The organism is Microbacterium longlingense, from assembly GCF_058349825.2.
Genome location: NZ_JBYRJA020000003.1, coordinates 26,855 through 43,606 on the forward strand (window position 1 = coordinate 26,855; position 16,752 = coordinate 43,606).

The window sequence follows — 16,752 nt, forward strand, 5'->3', positions numbered from 1 at the left end:
ACCGCACGCACACCCACAGAGTGCACCGGCAGCGCTGACGGCCACCACCCGGGACCGTCTGGACGCTACGCCGGCCAGGCCTCGGCCATCAGCACGCGCACATCGCCGAGCAGCTGCGGCAGCGGCTTGGTCTTCGCGATGATCGGGAAGAAGTTCGCGTCGGACATCCACCGCGGCACGACATGCTGGTGGAGGTGGCCGGCGACCCCGGCCCCGGCGACCTCGCCCTGATTCATCCCGATGTTGAAGCCGTCGCAGTGCGAGACCTCTCGGAGAACGCGCATCGCGGTCTGGGTGAGCGCTCCGATCTCAGCGACCTCCTCGGGGGTCGCGAGATCGTACGTGGGAATATGCCGATACGGACATATGAGAAGGTGGCCGGAGTTGTACGGGAAGAGGTTGAGCAGGGCGTAGGCGGTTTCGCCGCGGGCGACGATCAGCGTCTCCGCATCCTCGTGGCGCGGAGCCTCGCAGAACGGGCAGTCGACACGCAGCGGTTCCGGACCCGCCGTGATGTAGGCCATCCGGTGCGGCGTCCAGAGCCGCTGGAACTCGTCGGGGACACCGACGAGGTGCTCGGACCCGGGCGTCGCGCTCCGCGCGGTCCCGGAGGACGACGCCCCCGGGACCGCAGCGGAGCCCTCGCTCATGCCAGGTCCTCAGCCGTCAGCACGCGGGCATGCGAATCGACGGCAGCGCGGATGCGGGCGATCGCCTCGCCGAGAGGAACACCGTTCTCCTGGCTGCCGTCGCGGAAGCGGAACGAGATGGTCCCCGCTGCCCTGTCCTGCTCCCCCGCGATGAGGAGGAGCGGAACCTTCGCGGTGGTGTGGTTGCGGATCTTCTTCTGCATCCGGTCGTCGGAATGATCGACCTCGGCGCGGATGCCTGCGGCACGCAACTGCCCGATGACCTCGTCGAGGTAGGGTGCGTACTCCTCGGCCACCGGAACCCCGACCACCTGGGCCGGCGCGAGCCACAGCGGGAAGTCCCCGGCGTAGTGCTCGAGGAGGATCGCGAAGAAGCGCTCGATCGACCCGAACAGGGCACGGTGAATCATCACCGGACGGTGCTTGAGACCATCCGGGCCGGTGTACTCCAGTTCGAAGCGCTCCGGCTGGTTGAAGTCGAGCTGGATGGTCGACATCTGCCAGGTGCGCCCGATCGCGTCCCGCGCCTGCACCGAGATCTTCGGGCCGTAGAACGCTGCACCACCCGGGTCAGCGACCAGCTCGAGCCCGGAGGATTCCGCGACCCGGCGCAGGGTGTCGGTGGCCGCCTCCCACTGCTCGTCCTCGCCGAGGAACTTGTCCTTGCTGTCGTCCTTGGTCGACAGCTCGAGATAGAAGTCGTTGAGGCCGTAGTCGCGCAGCACCTGGAGGACGAACTCCAGATTGCGGGTCAGCTCCTCTTCCACCTGGTCCTGAGCGACGTAGATATGCGCGTCGTCCTGCGTGAGGCCGCGCACCCGGGTGAGCCCGGACAGCGTGCCGCTCTTCTCGTAGCGGTAGACGGTCCCGAACTCAGCCAGCCGCAGCGGCAGCTCCCGGTAGCTGCGTCCGCGCGAGCGGAAGATCAGGTTGTGGAAGGGGCAGTTCATGGGCTTCAGGTAGTAGTCCTGGCCCTGACGGGTGACGTTTCCCTCGTCGTCGACCGCCTCATCGAGGTGCATCGGCGGGAACATGCCATCGGCGTAGGTCTGCAGATGACCGCTGGTCATGAACAGATCCGCCTTGGTGATGTGCGGCGAGTTCACCATCTCGTAGCCGTGGCGCAGCAGCTGTTCTCGCATGTAGCGCTCGATCTCGTACCGCACGATCCCGCCGCGAGGGTGGAACACGGCGAGCCCCGGCCCGACCTCGTCGGGGAACGAGAACAGGTCCATCTCCGCACCCAGGCGACGGTGATCCCGCTTCGCGGCTTCCGCCAGGCGCTCCTGGTAAGCGCGCAGTTCGTCCTTGGTGGGCCATGCGGTGCCGTAGATGCGCTGCAGCTGCGGGTTCTTCTCGCTGCCTCGCCAGTAGGCGGCGGCGACGCGGGTGAGGTCCCAGCCGTTGCCGAGCATGCGGGTCGAGGGAACATGGGGGCCCCGGCAGAGGTCCTTCCAGGCGACCTCGCCGTCTTTGGTGACGTTGTCGTAGATGGTCAGCTCACCGGCGCCGATCTCGACGGAGGCGCCCTCGGCAGCATCCGCGCCGGATCCGGGGCCGCCGGCGAGGTCGATGAGCTCGAGCTTGAACGGCTCGTCCGCCATCGCGGTACGCGCTTCCTCCTCGGTCACGACCCGACGGCTGAACCGCTGGCCTTCGCGGATGATCCGCTGCATCTCCTTGGAGATCGCTTTGAGGTCTTCCGGGGTGAACGGGGTGTCGACGCCGAAATCGTAGTAGAAGCCGTCGACGATGGGCGGACCGATACCGAGATTCGCCTGCGGCCGGATGCGCTGCACGGCCTGGGCGAGCACGTGCGCGGCGGAGTGGCGCAGGATGGCGAGTCCATCGGCACTGTCGATGGTGACCGGCTCCGTCGTCTGCCCGTCGGTGACCTCGGTGGCGAGGTCTTTGAGCTCACCGTCGACGCGCAGCGCGACGACGTTCTTGTCGGGGTACAGATCGAATCCTGAGGTCACTGACCCATCCTACGGCCGGGCTCCGGCCGCGAGAGAACGGCAGCCGTCCGAGACGATCGTGATGTCGGACGAGTGCACCGACAGCGGCGCTCGGCAGGAACGAGAAAAGCCCCTGATCTCTCAGGGGCTTTCGTCTGTGCGCGATACTGGGATCGAACCAGTGACCTCTTCCGTGTCAGGGAAGCGCGCTACCGCTGCGCCAATCGCGCCTAGAAGGCTGTTCAGTTATGAGGAGAGGTGGCGACGGGATTCGAACCCGTGTAAACGGCTTTGCAGGCCGGTGCCTAGCCTCTCGGCCACGCCACCGCGAGGTGGATTCGAACCCACATGCCGAAAACCCCCGGAGGGGTTCCTGCACTCGAGCGGATGACGAGACTCGAACTCGCGACCCTCACCTTGGCAAGGTGATGCGCTACCAACTGCGCTACATCCGCATTTTCTCGCCAGGATTTTGTCCCGGCGACAAGAATTACTCTAGACGAACTTGGCGCGGACGGCAAAACCTGAGGGTGATCCCGCGCGTGTCGCCCAGGGGTCGCGCACAGAAACCCGCGGTGAACGGCGAGAAACGGCATCGGTAACAGAACAGGGCGATCAGTACCCGGGAGCGGCGGCGTACCCGAGGTACTCCTCCAGCGAGTGGAAGCCGCTCGCCCGGTAGTCCAGAGCCAGCTCCGGCCCGACGTAACGCAGGTGCCACGGCTCGGAGATGTACCCGGTGATGTCGGTCTTTCCGCTCTCGTAACGGATCACGAACCCGTATTCCGCCGCGTGCTGCTCGACCCACCGATGCTGATCTGTTCCGCCGAAGTCCTCGATGGATCCGCAGACGCCGTCGCTGCAGGCCTGCACGTCCACGGCGAGCCCGGTCTGATGTTCGCTGTAGCCGGGGCGCGCCGATTCGAGCTCAGCGACGGCCTGGCCGCTGCTCTCGACGAATCCCGCGTGGAGCTCGACCTGATACTCGTACGACCGGTAGGCGCTCGCGGCCCGGATCTCTCCGGCGCCCGCGTCACGGGCAGCCGACACGAGCGTCTCGAATGCCGTCGCCGCATCGGCGCGCATGAGATAGCCACCGGACGCAAGCGTGACGAGGTCAGCGGGGGCGTAGTCGATCGGGCTGAGCGGGTTCCGCTTGTTCACCAGCACCCAGATGCTGTCCGGCTCCGTCGTGCTCCGACACTCGGCACGATCGGCCACGAGGCCACGCACCGATTGGGCACCACCGACCACGGTGACTTGCCCGGAGCCCTGCTGGTCGAGGTACGAGCGCAGCGCCTCGTCGGCGCACACCGGAGTCGAGACGATGATCGGGGCGCTGCGCGCCTCGGCGAGCCCGACTGTCGCCTGCGCCTCGGCGTAGTCACTGCCCGAGACCACGATGGCCGCACCGGCCGACGTCGGATACTGCTTGGCGATCTCCACCGATGTCTCCGACCTCGTCGCGCCGGCCACGCGTGCCACCGCGATCCCGGTGGCACGGATGTCCTCCTCGATGCCGGCCGAGATCTGCTCTCCGCCCCCGAGGAGGGTCGCGCTCGTGACACCAAGGTCCGTGAGGAGCTGAAGGAACGCCGCGCTGGGGTGCTCGGCATCGCCCGGAAGAATCAGCAGCGGCGCACCGGTGGCTGCCGCCAGCGCTCCCCCGCTCAAGGCGTCCGAGAAATCCGACCCATCCGCGACGTAGACGTGGGAGGCCGCGGCCTGTGCCGGGCGCGAGGCCTCATTCTCGGCCACCGCACGGATGTCGACCGCCTCCGCCGCGGCCGCGCCGGAGGCAGGCGCCGCCGTCGGCACAGCGGCCGCTGCGCCCGCTGGGAAGGCCAGCCGGACCAGGCGGTCGGCCAGCTCGAACTGGTCTGCGCCCTCGACCCGGATGATGTTGGGGGTGACTCTGCTGAGCTCCGCGACGACCGCGGAGGACACCACGGTCTCGCCGCCCACCACAACGACGCGACTCGGACGCAGGCGGCGCAGCTCGGCCAGAACGTCATCGCGGACCATCTGGCCGTCGGTGAGAAGCAGCGGTCCCCCGAGCTGCGCGGCGATCGGGCCGGCGCTCACACCGCCCGTCGCGTCCGCTCCGGCCGCGATCGTGACCGTCGACACGCCCGAAGCGTCGGGATAGGCGGCTTGAGAGAGCGCCACGGCCGTGGCATAGCTGTCGGCGCCCGCGATCCGCTCCACCGGCGGCGGATCGCTCGGCGGGGTCTCGGCGGGCGACGCGGCAGAGCCCGCTGTCGCACCAGCCGGGGACGCTGACGGCGTCACCGCGGAGGCCGGTGCGATCGGGGCGAGCGCGACGACGGCCGCGACCGCGACGGCCGCGAGGCACGACAGCGCCCGCTTGTTCTCCATGAATCCTCGTTCTCCCCCGAGCGAGCGCGATTCGTCACCCACCGTGGCCATACTATAGAGTTGGTTCTCGGCCCGAGAGTTCATCGGGCCAGAGGGCGATTGGCGCAGTTGGTAGCGCGCTTCCTTCACACGGAAGAGGTCGTCGGTTCGAGTCCGGCATCGCCCACCAGAAAGAGGCCCGGTCAGGAGAAAAATCCTGACCGGGCCTTCGTCATCCAGCGGCGCGATGTGGAGCACGTTCACGATGCCCGCTCCGCCGCGCACCCTCTCGCGAGGGTTCGAGATGAGCAGCCGCGTTGGCATCCGGCGCTGGCGACGCACGAGCCGGAGCCGCGAAAACCCGCCAGGCGTGGCCGCGGACGACAGCCCCGCCCCGGAGGAGCACCAGCGGTCCGCATCACCGCGGTGCAACCCGGGGCTCTGGACATGCACAGGGACCTAGGCTCTGGACATGGACATGGACCTCATGAATCTCATCGGACCGCACCTGATGATCACGCTGGCGATCTGGGGACTCATCATCCTGATCTTCTGGCTCCTCATCTACAGCGCCGTCCGCGCCGGCGCCCGCGCCGCTCTTCGGGGACACGCCGCGGAGGAACGCCGCCGCTCTCGCCACACGTGAACATTGACAGCCAAACCACCCCCGCTTCATCACGATGCGGAAGAGGGGACGATTCGCGTTGAGGGGTCGGGCGCGGCGGTCGCGGCCCAGCTGCGCGCGACGTGATCGGTTCACGTGCGCACGGTGGGACTGTCTGATCTCCGGCGTCTCTTGCAGGCCTGACCCAAAGGAACGGGCCGTGATGGACACGACACAGGTGATCGATCCCGTGACCAGGGAGATCATCGATGAGCAGCAGCGCGGGGAGCAGCTGCTGAAGCAAGCGAAAGAAAAGCGTGTCGATCTGCTGGGCCCGGATGAGCTGCCGCTCGGGCAGCATGTAAGACCAACTTTACATTCCGTGAGGTGAGAGATATGACGATCGGGAAGTTCTTCGTCGTTTTGGCCGTCACGCTGTCGTTGCTCGTCGCTGGTTTGGCGCTTGCGCATCAGCTCGATCTGCAGTGGCTGCGGACGGTGTCGTTCGTCGTTCCGATGCTGCTCGGAAGCGCCGCGGTGATGGTGATCAAGACGCGCGCACAGCGACGGTCTCGGTCGATGGCCGAGGGCAGCGTAGAGCGGGAGATCGACGTCCGCGCGCGGGCTGGCGCGTTCATCGATACGATCGTGCTGGCCGCCGTGACTCTGGCGGCATGCGCTGTGTTCCCCCAGGTGGCGAGCTGGATCTTCTTGCTCATCCTCATCCTCGCGATCATTGTCTCGTGGTGGGTGCGCCGGGCGTGGGAGGGTCGTCGTGCGGGTGGTGAATAGCCTCCGGGAGGCTCGACGTGACGCCGGGCTGACACAGGAGGAGCTCAGCAGCAGATGCGGTGTCTCACGTCAGACGATCATTGCGGTCGAGCGCGGAGCGCACGTTGCATCCCTGACCCTCGCATTGCGGCTCGCCGATGTGCTCGGTCATCCGGTATCCCGTCTGTTCGCGCTCGAGCGCACCTCGTCGGATGACGAGATGCGCTCGGCGTGAGGACGGCCTGACAGTGACAGACGACCGGTCGTCCTGCTGAAAGAGGTGGAGCCTGACCTGGTCAGGGCAGAGCGATGGCTGCGGGCTCCGCACGACCGAAGCAACGGCAAGAGCAGTCTGGATGATGCCGCATAAGACGCATCCGATGCCGGGCAGAGCGCACGCGGCCAGACCGATGACGGGGATGGCGCCAGAGGCGTGACAGGTGCATGCGGTCAACGCCGGGGCTCCGTCCATGAGCGGCAAGCGACGTGCCCGAGAACAGACGTCACCACGGCAACGAAAGACGGCGGCCAGAGCAACGACACGTGCCACCCGCGAGGAGCAGCACGTGGCCCACCGTCTTGGCAGCGGCCTCGAAGCGAGTCGCGATCTGCTCCCGACCAGTTCCGCGCGCCGTTCGGACTCAGCCGGTCGGCGTTTCCAGCGTGTTCGGAGGCACGATGCGCACAGCAGACCGGCCGGAGCATGTCGTGATGCCGTGTCGACGGGGAACCGTTCGAATCGTCCACGGTGCGTCCATGCTGTGGCCATGCGGCATGCAGCACAGCTGCGCAGCCCGCCGGCTGACCTGCACGAGTGTGCGCGAACGCGGAGGTCAACGATTCCCGCGTCCTGCACGTTCGTCTCAGCCGCCTCCTCCGCGCGCAACTCATACCAAATTGCTTGCACCTCCGTGCAGGCCACCGCCACTCTGAAGCGATCCGTCAGCGAACAGGAAAGGGCGGGGTCATGACCATCGCGTCCGGCAGAGCAGGCGGCACGGGCAGCACCGTCACGGTGCACCCGCCCGCCGACGTTCTCACCATCGGCACGGCCCCCGCTGATCCCCGCTCTGTTTCCGCCGTCGCCGTCGAAGCTGCCCCGGCCCGGCAAAACACGGCACAGCCATTCCCCCGCGCGACGCCCACGGCTACGCTGACGGGGGTGAGCGAAGCCACCGCGGAAACGCCGGGATCGATTCGGAAACCTGTGCCTACTCCGCGATCCACCGCCACGCCACGGAGCGCGCAGCAGCAGAGCGCGCACCGGCGGCACGCGGACCAGGTAGACCAGCCCGGGCACACGGACCGAGTCCCGACCGGCGCCTAACACGGCAGCGCCATCGCGCTGCCTCCCCCTGTCGCCGGCGTGGACGCCTGCGATATCGATAACGAAAGGTCGATGTAGACATGAGTGAGATTCACCTCGGGCTGTATTTCTTGTCTGAGCTCGTCGGAACCTCGATGCTGCTTCTGCTCGGTGGCGGTGTCGTGGCGAACGTCATCCTCGCCAAGACAAAGGGCAACGGCGGCGGAACGCTGATGATCAACTGGGGATGGGGTCTCGCGGTCTTCGTGGGTGTCATCGTCTCGGCGTACTCCGGCGCCCAGCTCAACCCCGCGGTGTCCCTCGCACTGCTGATCGCCGGGAAGATCGGCTTCACGCTGTTCCTCACCGCCGTCTCCGCCCAGCTCCTCGGCGGCATCCTGGGTGCGGTGCTCTGCTGGCTGGCATACCGTCAGCACTTCGACGCAGAGCCTGACGCCGCCACCAAGCTCGGCGTGTTCTCGACCGGCCCGGCGATCCGTTCGTACGGCTCCAACCTGGTCACCGAGATCATCGCCACGTTCGTGCTGGTTTTCGCCATCTTCGCCTTCGCCGACTACGGCGACATCCAGATCGGCACCCCCGGTGCGCTCGGCCCGCTGACCGCACTCCCGGTCGCCCTGCTCGTGGTGGGTATCGGCGCCTCGCTCGGTGGCCCGACCGGGTACGCGATCAACCCGGCACGTGACCTCGGACCCCGTATCGCCCACGCGATCCTCCCCATCAAGGGCAAGGGCTCGAGCGACTGGTCGTACGCCTGGGTTCCTGTCGTCGGCCCCCTCATCGGTGGCGCGCTGGCCGCCGTCGCCGCCCCGGCTCTGCTGAGCCTCGCCTCCTGATTACCCGCACACCCTCAAGATAAGGAAGTCAACAGCATGTCTGACTACGTCATCGCGATCGACCAGGGCACGACGTCGAGCCGCGCCATCATCTTCGACCGGTCCGGGAACATCGTCGCCACCGGACAGAGCGAGCACGAGCAGATCCTCCCCCGCGCGGGCTGGGTCGAGCACGACGCGATGGAGATCTGGCGCAACGTCCAGCTCGTCATCGGCATGGCTCTCGCCAAGGCGGATCTGACCCGCCACGACATCGCCGCCATCGGCATCACCAACCAGCGTGAGACCGCGGTCGTCTGGGACAAGAAGACGGGCAAGCCGGTCTACAACGCGATCGTCTGGCAGGACACCCGCACCCAGGCGCTCGTCGACGAGCTCGCGGGCGATGAGGGCGTCGAGCGCTTCAAGGAGATCGTCGGGCTGCCGCTCGCCACCTACTTCTCCGGCACGAAGATCCGGTGGATCCTGGACAACGTCGAGGGCGCGCGCGAGCGCGCCGAGGCCGGCGACCTGCTCTTCGGCACCACCGACACGTGGGTGCTGTGGAACATCACCGGTGGCGTCGACGGCGGCGTGCACGCCACCGACGTGACCAACGCCTCGCGCACCCTCTTCATGGACCTGGAGACCCTGGAGTGGCGTGACGACATCCTCGCCGAGTTCGGCGTTCCGCGGTCGATGATGCCGGAGATCCGCTCGTCGTCCGAGATCTACGGCTATGCGGAGAACTCGTCGCTGCTGCGCGAGGTGCCCGTCGCTGGCATCCTCGGCGACCAGCAGGCGGCGACGTTCGGCCAGGCGGCCTTCGACGCCGGTGAGAGCAAGAACACCTACGGCACGGGCAACTTCCTCATCTTCCAGACCGGGACGGAGATCGTGCGCTCCGACAACGGCCTGCTCACGACCGTCGGGTACAAGCTCGGCGACGGCCCCGCGCACTACGCGTTGGAAGGCTCGATCGCCGTGACCGGTTCGCTGGTGCAGTGGCTGCGCGATCAGCTCGGCCTCATCTCCTCCGCCCCTGAGGTGGAGACGCTGTCCGAGACGGTCGAGGACAACGGCGGGGTCTACTTCGTTCCGGCGTTCTCCGGCCTGTACGCACCGTACTGGCGTCCTGATGCCCGCGGCACCATCGTGGGCCTCACGCGGTTCGCGAACCGCGGCCACATCGCCCGGGCAGCGCTCGAGGCCACGGCGTTCCAGACCCGCGAGGTGCTCGACGCGGTCAACGCCGACTCTGGTGTGGCGCTGACCGAGCTGAAGGTCGACGGCGGCATGACCGCGAACGACACGCTGATGCAGTTCCAGGCGGACATCCTGGGTGTCGAGGTCGTTCGGCCGGTCGTGTCGGAGACGACCGCCCTGGGCGCTGCCTACGCCGCCGGTCTCGCCGTCGGATTCTGGGCTGACCTGGATGACCTGCGCGCGAACTGGCAGCAGGACCGCCGCTGGACCCCGGGCGCCGACGTCGAGGAGCGCGAGCGTCTGCTGCGCCAGTGGAAGAAGGCCGTCACGAAGTCGATGGACTGGGTCGACGAAGACGTGCGATAACACGTTCTGAAGCGAAGTGGGCTGCGACGGTTTCCCGTCGCAGCCCACTTCGCTTCCCGAGAGGCCGCATAGCGCTGCCATTTCGGGAAAATGGCAGCGCTATTCGGCCTCTCGCGGGGAGGAGATCAGGTCGAGGGTCTGGCGCGCGATCTGGAGCTCTTCATTGGTCGGCACGACCAGCACCGCCACGGCAGAGGCATCCGACGAGATCCGCCGGACGCCGCGCCCCGGCGCCTGGTTGCGCTCCTCATCGATCTCGACACCAGCGAAGCCGAGGGTGCTCAGCGCCCCGCTGCGCACGGCGGCGTTGTTCTCTCCCACGCCGGCGGTGAACGAGATGACGTCGGCACCGCCGAGCTGCGCAAGATATGCGCCGGCGTAGCCGCGCAGCCGGTGCACATACACGTCGAAAGCGAGCTGAGCGGCCTCGTCACCCGCCGCGATCTGCTCCTGGAGGTCTCGCATGTCGGAGACGCCGGCCAAGCCCGCCAGGCCGCTCCGGCGGTTGAGCAGGGTGTCGAGCTCGTCGATCGACATGTCGCCCTGCCGGGCCAGATGGAAGAGCACGCCGGGATCGATGTCTCCCGCTCGCGTGCCCATCACGAGTCCCTCCAGCGGGGTCAGGCCCATCGACGTGTCGATCGCCTTCCCGCGGTCGATCGCGGTCACCGATGCGCCATTGCCGAGGTGAAAGACGATCTGCCGGAGCTCGGAGACGGGGCGGCCGAGGAAAGCCGCAGCCGCCTCGGAGACGAACTGATGCGATGTGCCGTGGAAACCGTAGCGGCGCACCCGGTACTTCTCTGCGACGTCACGGTCGATCGCATAGGTGTAGGCCTCCGGCGGCAGGGTCTGCAGGAACGCGGTGTCGAACACGGCGACCTGCGGAAGGTCCGGATAGGCCGCACGCGCAGCACGAATGCCCTGGAGCGCTCCCGGGTTGTGCAACGGGGCGAGGACGGCGAGCTCCTCGATCCGCGACTCCACCTCCGGCGTCACCTGCACCGGGTCGACGAACTCCGCACCGCCGTGCACCACGCGGTGTCCCACGGCGAGAGGCGGGTGCTCCGCGAGCGACGGACCGTAGGCCGCGAAGGCGTTGAGCATGGCGTCGAAGCCGACGGTGTGATCCGGGATCGGCAGGTCGAGCGTGTGCTCTGTCCCTGCGGCATCACGATGCACGATACGACCGTTGTCCTGGCCGATCCGCTCCACCAGGCCCGACGCGAGCACCGCGCCGGAGGTCGGGTCGACCAGCTGATACTTGAACGACGAGGAACCGCTGTTGATCACCAGCACCGTGCTCATGCGAAAGCGCCTTCCTGTGCCTGGATCGCGGTGATCGCGATGGTGTTCACGATGTCGTCGACGAGGGCGCCTCGCGAGAGGTCGTTGATCGGCTTGTTCAGGCCCTGCAGCACCGGACCGATCGCGACAGCGCCCGCCGACCGCTGGACGGCCTTGTAGGTGTTGTTCCCCGTGTTCAGGTCGGGGAAGATGAAGACCGTCGCCCGGCCGGCGACGGCGGATCCCGGCATCTTGGCTGCGGCCACCGCCGCATCGGTGGCCGCGTCGTACTGGATCGGCCCCTCCACCAGGAGCTCAGGAGCCCGGGTGCGGACGAGCTCGGTGGCCGCACGGACCTTCTCCACCTCGGCCCCGCTGCCGGACTCGCCTGTCGAGTAGGACAGCATGGCGACCCGGGGCTCGATGTCGAAGCCGGATGCGGTCGTCGCGGACGAGATCGCGATGTCGGCGAGCTGCTCCACGGTGGGATCGGGGATCACCGCGCAGTCGCCGTAGATGAGCACGCGATCGGCGAGCGACATCAGGAAGACCGAGGAGACCACCGACACGCCAGGGCGCGTCTTGATGATCTCGAAAGCGGGCCGGATCGTGTGCGCTGTCGTGTGCATCGCACCCGAGACCATGCCGTCGGCGAGCCCCATGTGCACCATCAGCGTGCCGAAGTAGGACACATCGGTGACGACGTCGGCGGCCTGCTGATAGGTGATGCCCTTGTGGGCTCGCAGCCGCTCGTATTCACGGGCGAACATCGCGACGTACTCGGGGTCGAAGGGCGAGAGCACCTGGGCCCGGGAGATGTCGATGCCGAGCTCGCGTGCGCGCTCGCGCACGGCGGCTTCCTCGCCGAGGATGGTGAGCTCTGCGATCCCCCGGGACAGCACAGTCGCCGCTGCCCGGAGCACCCGGTCGTCCTTGCCCTCCGGCAGAACGATGTGGCGCGGGATGGAGCGGGCGCGTTCCATCAGCTGATACTCGAACATCAGCGGGGTGAGCACATTGACGCGGGCGACCCCGATCGCGGCGGTCAGTTCATCGCCGTCCACGTAGCGCTCGAAGGCGGCCAGAGCGGTGTCGTAGCGGCGCTGCGAGTCCACCGCGATGCGCCCGCGGGTCCGTGTGATCCGGGTGGTGGTCTCGTAGGTGCCGAACTCGGTCGTGATGATCGGCAGCGTCGGGTTCAGGCCGTCCAGGAGCCGGTCGATGGGCTCCGGCAGCTCGAACGGCCCGTTGAGCACGATGCCGGCGATCGAGGGGAAGGTGCCGGACGCCTGGGCCAGGAGCACCGCCAGCAGCACCTCCGTGCGATCGGCGGCGATCACCACGATCGCGCTCTCGGTCAGTCGGGGCAGCACGTTCACCATCGACATCCCGGCGACGACCACACCGAGGACCTCCCGGGTGAGAAGCTCGGTGTCGCCGCGAATGAGGGTGCCGTCGAGAGCTCGCATCACGCCACGCACGGACGGCGCGACCAGATAGCGGTCCTCGGGGATGGCCCAGACCGGGATCGGGTGCTCGTCGGCGGCCGCAGCGGGGGGCGCCGCCTCGAACATCGTGTCGATCACCGAGCGCACGGCGCCGATCGCTGCCTTTCGCGCGTCGGGTTCGACGCGGTTGACGATGACGCCGAGAAGCGCGGCGCGCTCGTCCTGCAGTTCCGCGAGTGCGAGCGAGGCGAGCTGGGCGATCTCGGCGGCGCTGCGGCCGTCGCTGATGCCGAGCTGCTCGCCGGATCCGGCCTGCGCTCGTCCGCCGAGGACGAGCAGCACCGGGGTGCCGAGGTTCGCCGCGATCCGCGCGTTGTAGCCCAGCTCTGCCGGGCTGCCGACGTCGGTGTAGTCGCTGCCCAGCACGACGACGGCGTCGCATGCGGCCTCGACCGCCTTGTACCGCGAGACGATCCGTGCCAGAGCGGCGTCCGGGTCGACGTGCACGTCCTCGTAGGTGACGCCGATGCAGGTGTCGGCGTCGAGGTCGACGCCGTCGTGGTCCAGCAGCATCTGCAGCACGTCATCGGGCTCGGAGGCCGAGCGCGCGATGGGCCGGAACACCCCGACCCTCACCCCCGCGCGGCCGAGGAGATCGATGACGCCGAGCGCCGCGATCGACTTTCCGGAGTGCCCCTCCGCGGACGTGATGTATATGCTCTGCGCCACATGCCCAGCCTAGGTGGTGCTTTTTCTCGGCGCCGGAGTACCGGGCGGATGCTCAGCCGATGCGCCATCCGTGGCGCGCAGACAACGCTGCGGCCACCCGGTCGAATCGGGTGCGATCGAGTTGCGCTGCCTCGCGGCGCATCCCCCGCGTGTGCACGCTGTAGAGCTGGTCGATGTCGACCCACGACTCCCGCCCCTGGGAGTCCCACGCCCCGGTGCCGATCGAGAGGAAGTCCCGGCGGCCGTCATGCGACTTGCTGGTCATCTTCACGGCGAAGACGCGCTCCGACCCGTCCTGCCCAATCACGAGGACGGGTCGATCCTTGCCGCGTCCGTCGTTCTCGGCGTAGGGCACCCAGGTCCAGATCACCTCGCCGGCGTCGGGATCGCCGTCCGGATTCGGTGCGTAGAGGATGCGCAGATCGCGGACGCGCGACGGATCGAGCTCGATCGTCTCGGTGCCGGAGCCCCGCCCCGTCTCGCCCGCCGGAGCGCCCGAGACGCCACCTTCCGAGCCCCGCGGAGTGCGCGGTTTCGGCGTGAGCACGGCGGTGGGCGCGCCGGAGCGCCCCGCCGAAGAGCTCGGACGGGGCGCTCGGGGCCGACCACGCGATGACAGCAGAGACGTCGCGAGGTCGATCAGCACGGTGAGCCAGCGGGTTCCGGAAGTCACTCCGTCACCCTACTCACCTCAGCCGGCGGAGGACGGCGCCGGTGCCGTCTGCTCCACCAGGATCGCGTAGCCTTCCTCGCCGTGCACGGCGAGGTCGACACCCGCGAGCTCCTCCTCGTCGCGAACGCGGAAGCCGATGGTCTTCTCGATCGCGAGGCCGATGACCAGCGCCGCGACGAAGGCGTAGAGGCCCACTCCGACGGCCGCGATCACCTGGACGATCAGCTGGCGGACGTCGCCACCGGTGAACAGTCCGGTACCGGTTGCGAAGAAGCCCAGGTAGACCGTGCCGAGCAGTCCGCCGACGAGGTGGATGCCCACGACATCGAGCGAGTCGTCGAAGCCGAGCGAGAACTTCATGTCGACGGCGATCGCGCACAGCACCCCCGAGAGCGCACCCAGCAGCAGAGCCCAGCCCGGAGTGAGGTTGGCGCAGGCCGGGGTGATCGCGACCAGACCGGCGACGGCACCCGATGCAGCGCCGACGGCGGTGGGCTTGCCGCCCCGGATGCGCTCGATGAGGATCCAGCCGAGGATCGCCGCCGCGGTGGCGCCCAGGGTGTTGATGCTGATGAGGCCGACCCCGCCCATGTCCTCGGACGCCCACTCCGCGCCCGCGTTGAATCCGAACCAGCCGAACCACAGCAGAGCCGCGCCGAGAAGCGTCAGCGGCACGTTGTGGGGCTTGAAGACGCCCTTGCTGAACCCGATGCGCTTGCCGAGCACGATCGCCAGAGCGAGCGCTGCAGCACCGGCGTTGATGTGCACCGCGGTTCCCCCGGCATAGTCGATGACCTCGACCCCGCTGTCGGCGCCGAACATGATCTCACCGAGGCTGCCGGCCCAGCCGCCGCCCCACACCCACGCGGCGATCGGGAAGTAGCCCAGCGTGCCGAACAGCCCGGCGAAGATCATCCAGGAGCCGAAGCGCGCCCGGTCGGCGATCGAGCCGGAGATGAGAGCGACGGTGATGATCGCGAAGGTCGCACCGTAGGCGACTCCCAGCAGACCGACGTTCGCGTCCGGCGCCTGAGCCATCTCGGACAGCCCGACGTCGGCGAAGGGGTTGCCCGCGAACTGCCACGGGCTGTCGACGGCGCTCATCGAGAAGCCATACAGGATCCAGAGCACGGCGATCAGCCCGATCGAGCCGAAGCTCATCATCATCATGCTGACCACGCTCTTGGCCTTGACCAGGCCGCCGTAGAAGAACGCCACGCCGGGTGTCATCAGCAGCACCAGCGCGGTGGCCGTGATCGCCCAGGAGATGTTTCCGGGAGCATCCATGGGGAGCCTCACTTCCGTTATCAGGAGACTCCCAGTGTCGGGAGGGGATGTTTCCGGAGCTGGCTCGATCTGTTACGGCGGCGTTAAGAGTCCGGCGTCGATGTGAACACCGTGTGACGATCGGCCGCCGGGGCCGTCGACGTTCAGCCGAAACGGGTCAGGAGTGCGTGAGCGCGACCAGACGGGAGATCGCGCGCAGATACTTCTTGCGATAGCCCCCGCCGAGCATCTCCGCGCTGAAGACGTCGTTGAGCGGGGTTCCGGTGGCCAGGATCGGGATCTGCGCGTCGTAGGCGCGGTCGACGAAGGCGACGAAACGCAGGGCTTCAGACTGGTCGGTGAGCTGGTGCACATCGCGCAGGCCGATCGCATCAACGCCGTCGATCAGACGGATGTACCGCGACGGGTGCACCTGCGCGAGGTGACGCACGACATCCCCGAATGCGTCGTCCGAGACCCGTTCCGATTCCGCGCGGTCGGCGATCGCCGCGGCGTACTCCGCGACGGAGAGCACGCGGGCTCCCCCGTCGAGCGAGCGCTGGCGGAAGTCGGTGCCGTCGATGCGGATGGTCTGGAAGCTGTCCGACATCTGATGGATCTCGCGGAGGAAGTCCTGCGCGGCGAACCGTCCCTCCCCGAGGGCGTTGGGCGGGGTGTTGGACGTGGCCGCCAGCCGTGTGCCCGTCGGCACGAGCTCGCCCAGGAGGCGCGTCATCACCATCGTGTCGCCCGGATCGTCCAGCTCGAACTCGTCGATGCAGAGCAGGTCGGCACCCCGCAGCAGGTCCACCGTGTTGCCGTAGCCGAGCGCCCCGACCAGGGCGGTGTACTCGATGAACGATCCGAAATACTTCCGTCGCGCCGGCATCGCGTGATAGATCGACGCGAGCAGATGGGTCTTGCCGACGCCGAAGCCGCCGTCGAGGTAGACGCCGGGCTTCATCTCCGGCTCCTTCGGTGCCCGACGGAACAGCCCGGAGCGCTTCACGGGCCCGCCGCGGTCGGCGAAGCGCACCAGGAGCTGCTTGGCATCCTCCTGGGACGGATACGCCTCATCGGAGCGGTAGCTGTCGAAGGTCGCACCGTCGAACTGCGGCGGCGGGACGAGACTGGCGAGCATCTCCGTGCCGGACACCTGCGGGTTCCGCTCGATGAGGTGGACAGTACCGGTCGGGGTGGTGCTGGAGGTCATGCGAGTCCTGTGTCGTCTTTTTACGGCGCGAGTGCACCCCCTCCGGTGGCGGTCTACCGTAGAAGGGACGGCTCAACCATA

14 protein-coding genes and 4 tRNA genes are annotated in these 16,752 nt (G+C 67.9%); 7 read left to right on the forward strand and 11 right to left on the reverse strand.

Annotated features, from left to right (window positions below; translation table 11 throughout):
- Nucleotides 1–65 precede the first annotated feature (65 nt).
- From AC3RXY_RS05395 to AC3RXY_RS05420, 6 genes are all read right to left on the reverse strand, one after another.
- Complete coding sequence (locus AC3RXY_RS05395; protein WP_491509878.1) at nucleotides 66–650, reverse strand: HIT family protein; 585 nt, start codon at nucleotides 648–650, stop codon at nucleotides 66–68.
- Complete coding sequence (thrS, locus tag AC3RXY_RS05400; RefSeq protein WP_491509879.1) at nucleotides 647–2,629, reverse strand: threonine--tRNA ligase; 1,983 nt, start codon at nucleotides 2,627–2,629, stop codon at nucleotides 647–649. Before thrS ends, AC3RXY_RS05395 begins: the two co-directional genes overlap by 4 nt.
- A gap of 137 nt (nucleotides 2,630–2,766) precedes the next feature.
- Nucleotides 2,767–2,838 (reverse strand) — tRNA-Val (locus AC3RXY_RS05405).
- A gap of 26 nt (nucleotides 2,839–2,864) precedes the next feature.
- Nucleotides 2,865–2,935, reverse strand: a tRNA-Cys gene (locus tag AC3RXY_RS05410).
- Nucleotides 2,936–2,990: 55 nt separating this feature from the next.
- Nucleotides 2,991–3,063, reverse strand: a tRNA-Gly gene (locus AC3RXY_RS05415).
- A 160-nt stretch (nucleotides 3,064–3,223) separates the two neighbouring features.
- A complete protein-coding gene (locus tag AC3RXY_RS05420; protein ID WP_491509880.1) occupies nucleotides 3,224–5,029 on the reverse strand; it encodes a D-alanyl-D-alanine carboxypeptidase family protein in 1,806 nt (601 codons plus the stop codon).
- A 51-nt stretch (nucleotides 5,030–5,080) separates the two neighbouring features.
- On the opposite strand from AC3RXY_RS05420, the gene AC3RXY_RS05425 reads away from it, so the two are divergent.
- From AC3RXY_RS05425 to glpK, 7 genes are all read left to right on the forward strand, one after another.
- Nucleotides 5,081–5,156, forward strand: a tRNA-Val gene (locus tag AC3RXY_RS05425).
- A gap of 282 nt (nucleotides 5,157–5,438) precedes the next feature.
- A complete protein-coding gene (locus tag AC3RXY_RS05430) occupies nucleotides 5,439–5,612 on the forward strand; it encodes a hypothetical protein (protein ID WP_491509881.1) in 174 nt (57 codons plus the stop codon).
- A 178-nt stretch (nucleotides 5,613–5,790) separates the two neighbouring features.
- Nucleotides 5,791–5,961: a hypothetical protein gene (locus tag AC3RXY_RS05435; RefSeq protein WP_491509882.1), complete on the forward strand. Its 171-nt coding sequence runs from the start codon at nucleotides 5,791–5,793 to the stop codon at nucleotides 5,959–5,961.
- A gap of 5 nt (nucleotides 5,962–5,966) precedes the next feature.
- Nucleotides 5,967–6,362 carry a hypothetical protein gene (locus tag AC3RXY_RS05440; RefSeq protein WP_491509883.1) on the forward strand — a complete coding sequence of 132 codons (396 nt, stop codon included), beginning with the start codon at nucleotides 5,967–5,969 and terminating at the stop codon, nucleotides 6,360–6,362.
- Complete coding sequence (locus tag AC3RXY_RS05445) at nucleotides 6,352–6,576, forward strand: helix-turn-helix transcriptional regulator (protein ID WP_491509884.1); 225 nt, start codon at nucleotides 6,352–6,354, stop codon at nucleotides 6,574–6,576. The genes AC3RXY_RS05440 and AC3RXY_RS05445 overlap by 11 nt, the downstream gene beginning before the upstream one ends.
- Before the next feature lie 1,172 nt (nucleotides 6,577–7,748).
- Complete coding sequence (locus tag AC3RXY_RS05450; RefSeq protein WP_491509885.1) at nucleotides 7,749–8,504, forward strand: MIP/aquaporin family protein; 756 nt, start codon at nucleotides 7,749–7,751, stop codon at nucleotides 8,502–8,504.
- Between the two features lie 36 nt (nucleotides 8,505–8,540).
- Nucleotides 8,541–10,055, forward strand: coding sequence for a glycerol kinase GlpK (glpK, locus tag AC3RXY_RS05455; protein ID WP_491509886.1), 1,515 nt, complete (start codon nucleotides 8,541–8,543; stop codon nucleotides 10,053–10,055).
- A gap of 99 nt (nucleotides 10,056–10,154) precedes the next feature.
- Here the strand turns inward: glpK and AC3RXY_RS05460 are convergent, their stop codons facing one another.
- From AC3RXY_RS05460 to zapE, 5 genes are all read right to left on the reverse strand, one after another.
- Nucleotides 10,155–11,363 (reverse strand): acetate/propionate family kinase, encoded by a 1,209-nt coding sequence (locus AC3RXY_RS05460; protein WP_491509887.1) that lies wholly within the window; start codon nucleotides 11,361–11,363, stop codon nucleotides 10,155–10,157.
- Nucleotides 11,360–13,519, reverse strand: coding sequence for a phosphate acetyltransferase (pta, locus tag AC3RXY_RS05465; protein WP_491509888.1), 2,160 nt, complete (start codon nucleotides 13,517–13,519; stop codon nucleotides 11,360–11,362). Before pta ends, AC3RXY_RS05460 begins: the two co-directional genes overlap by 4 nt.
- 52 nt (nucleotides 13,520–13,571) lie before the next feature.
- Nucleotides 13,572–14,192, reverse strand: a complete 621-nt coding sequence (locus AC3RXY_RS05470; protein WP_491509889.1) for a type II toxin-antitoxin system PemK/MazF family toxin — start codon at nucleotides 14,190–14,192, stop codon at nucleotides 13,572–13,574.
- 18 nt (nucleotides 14,193–14,210) lie between these two features.
- Nucleotides 14,211–15,479 carry an ammonium transporter gene (locus AC3RXY_RS05475; RefSeq protein ID WP_491509890.1) on the reverse strand — a complete coding sequence of 423 codons (1,269 nt, stop codon included), beginning with the start codon at nucleotides 15,477–15,479 and terminating at the stop codon, nucleotides 14,211–14,213.
- Nucleotides 15,480–15,636: 157 nt separating this feature from the next.
- Nucleotides 15,637–16,671 (reverse strand): cell division protein ZapE, encoded by a 1,035-nt coding sequence (gene zapE, locus AC3RXY_RS05480; protein WP_491509891.1) that lies wholly within the window; start codon nucleotides 16,669–16,671, stop codon nucleotides 15,637–15,639.
- Nucleotides 16,672–16,752: the final 81 nt, after the last annotated feature.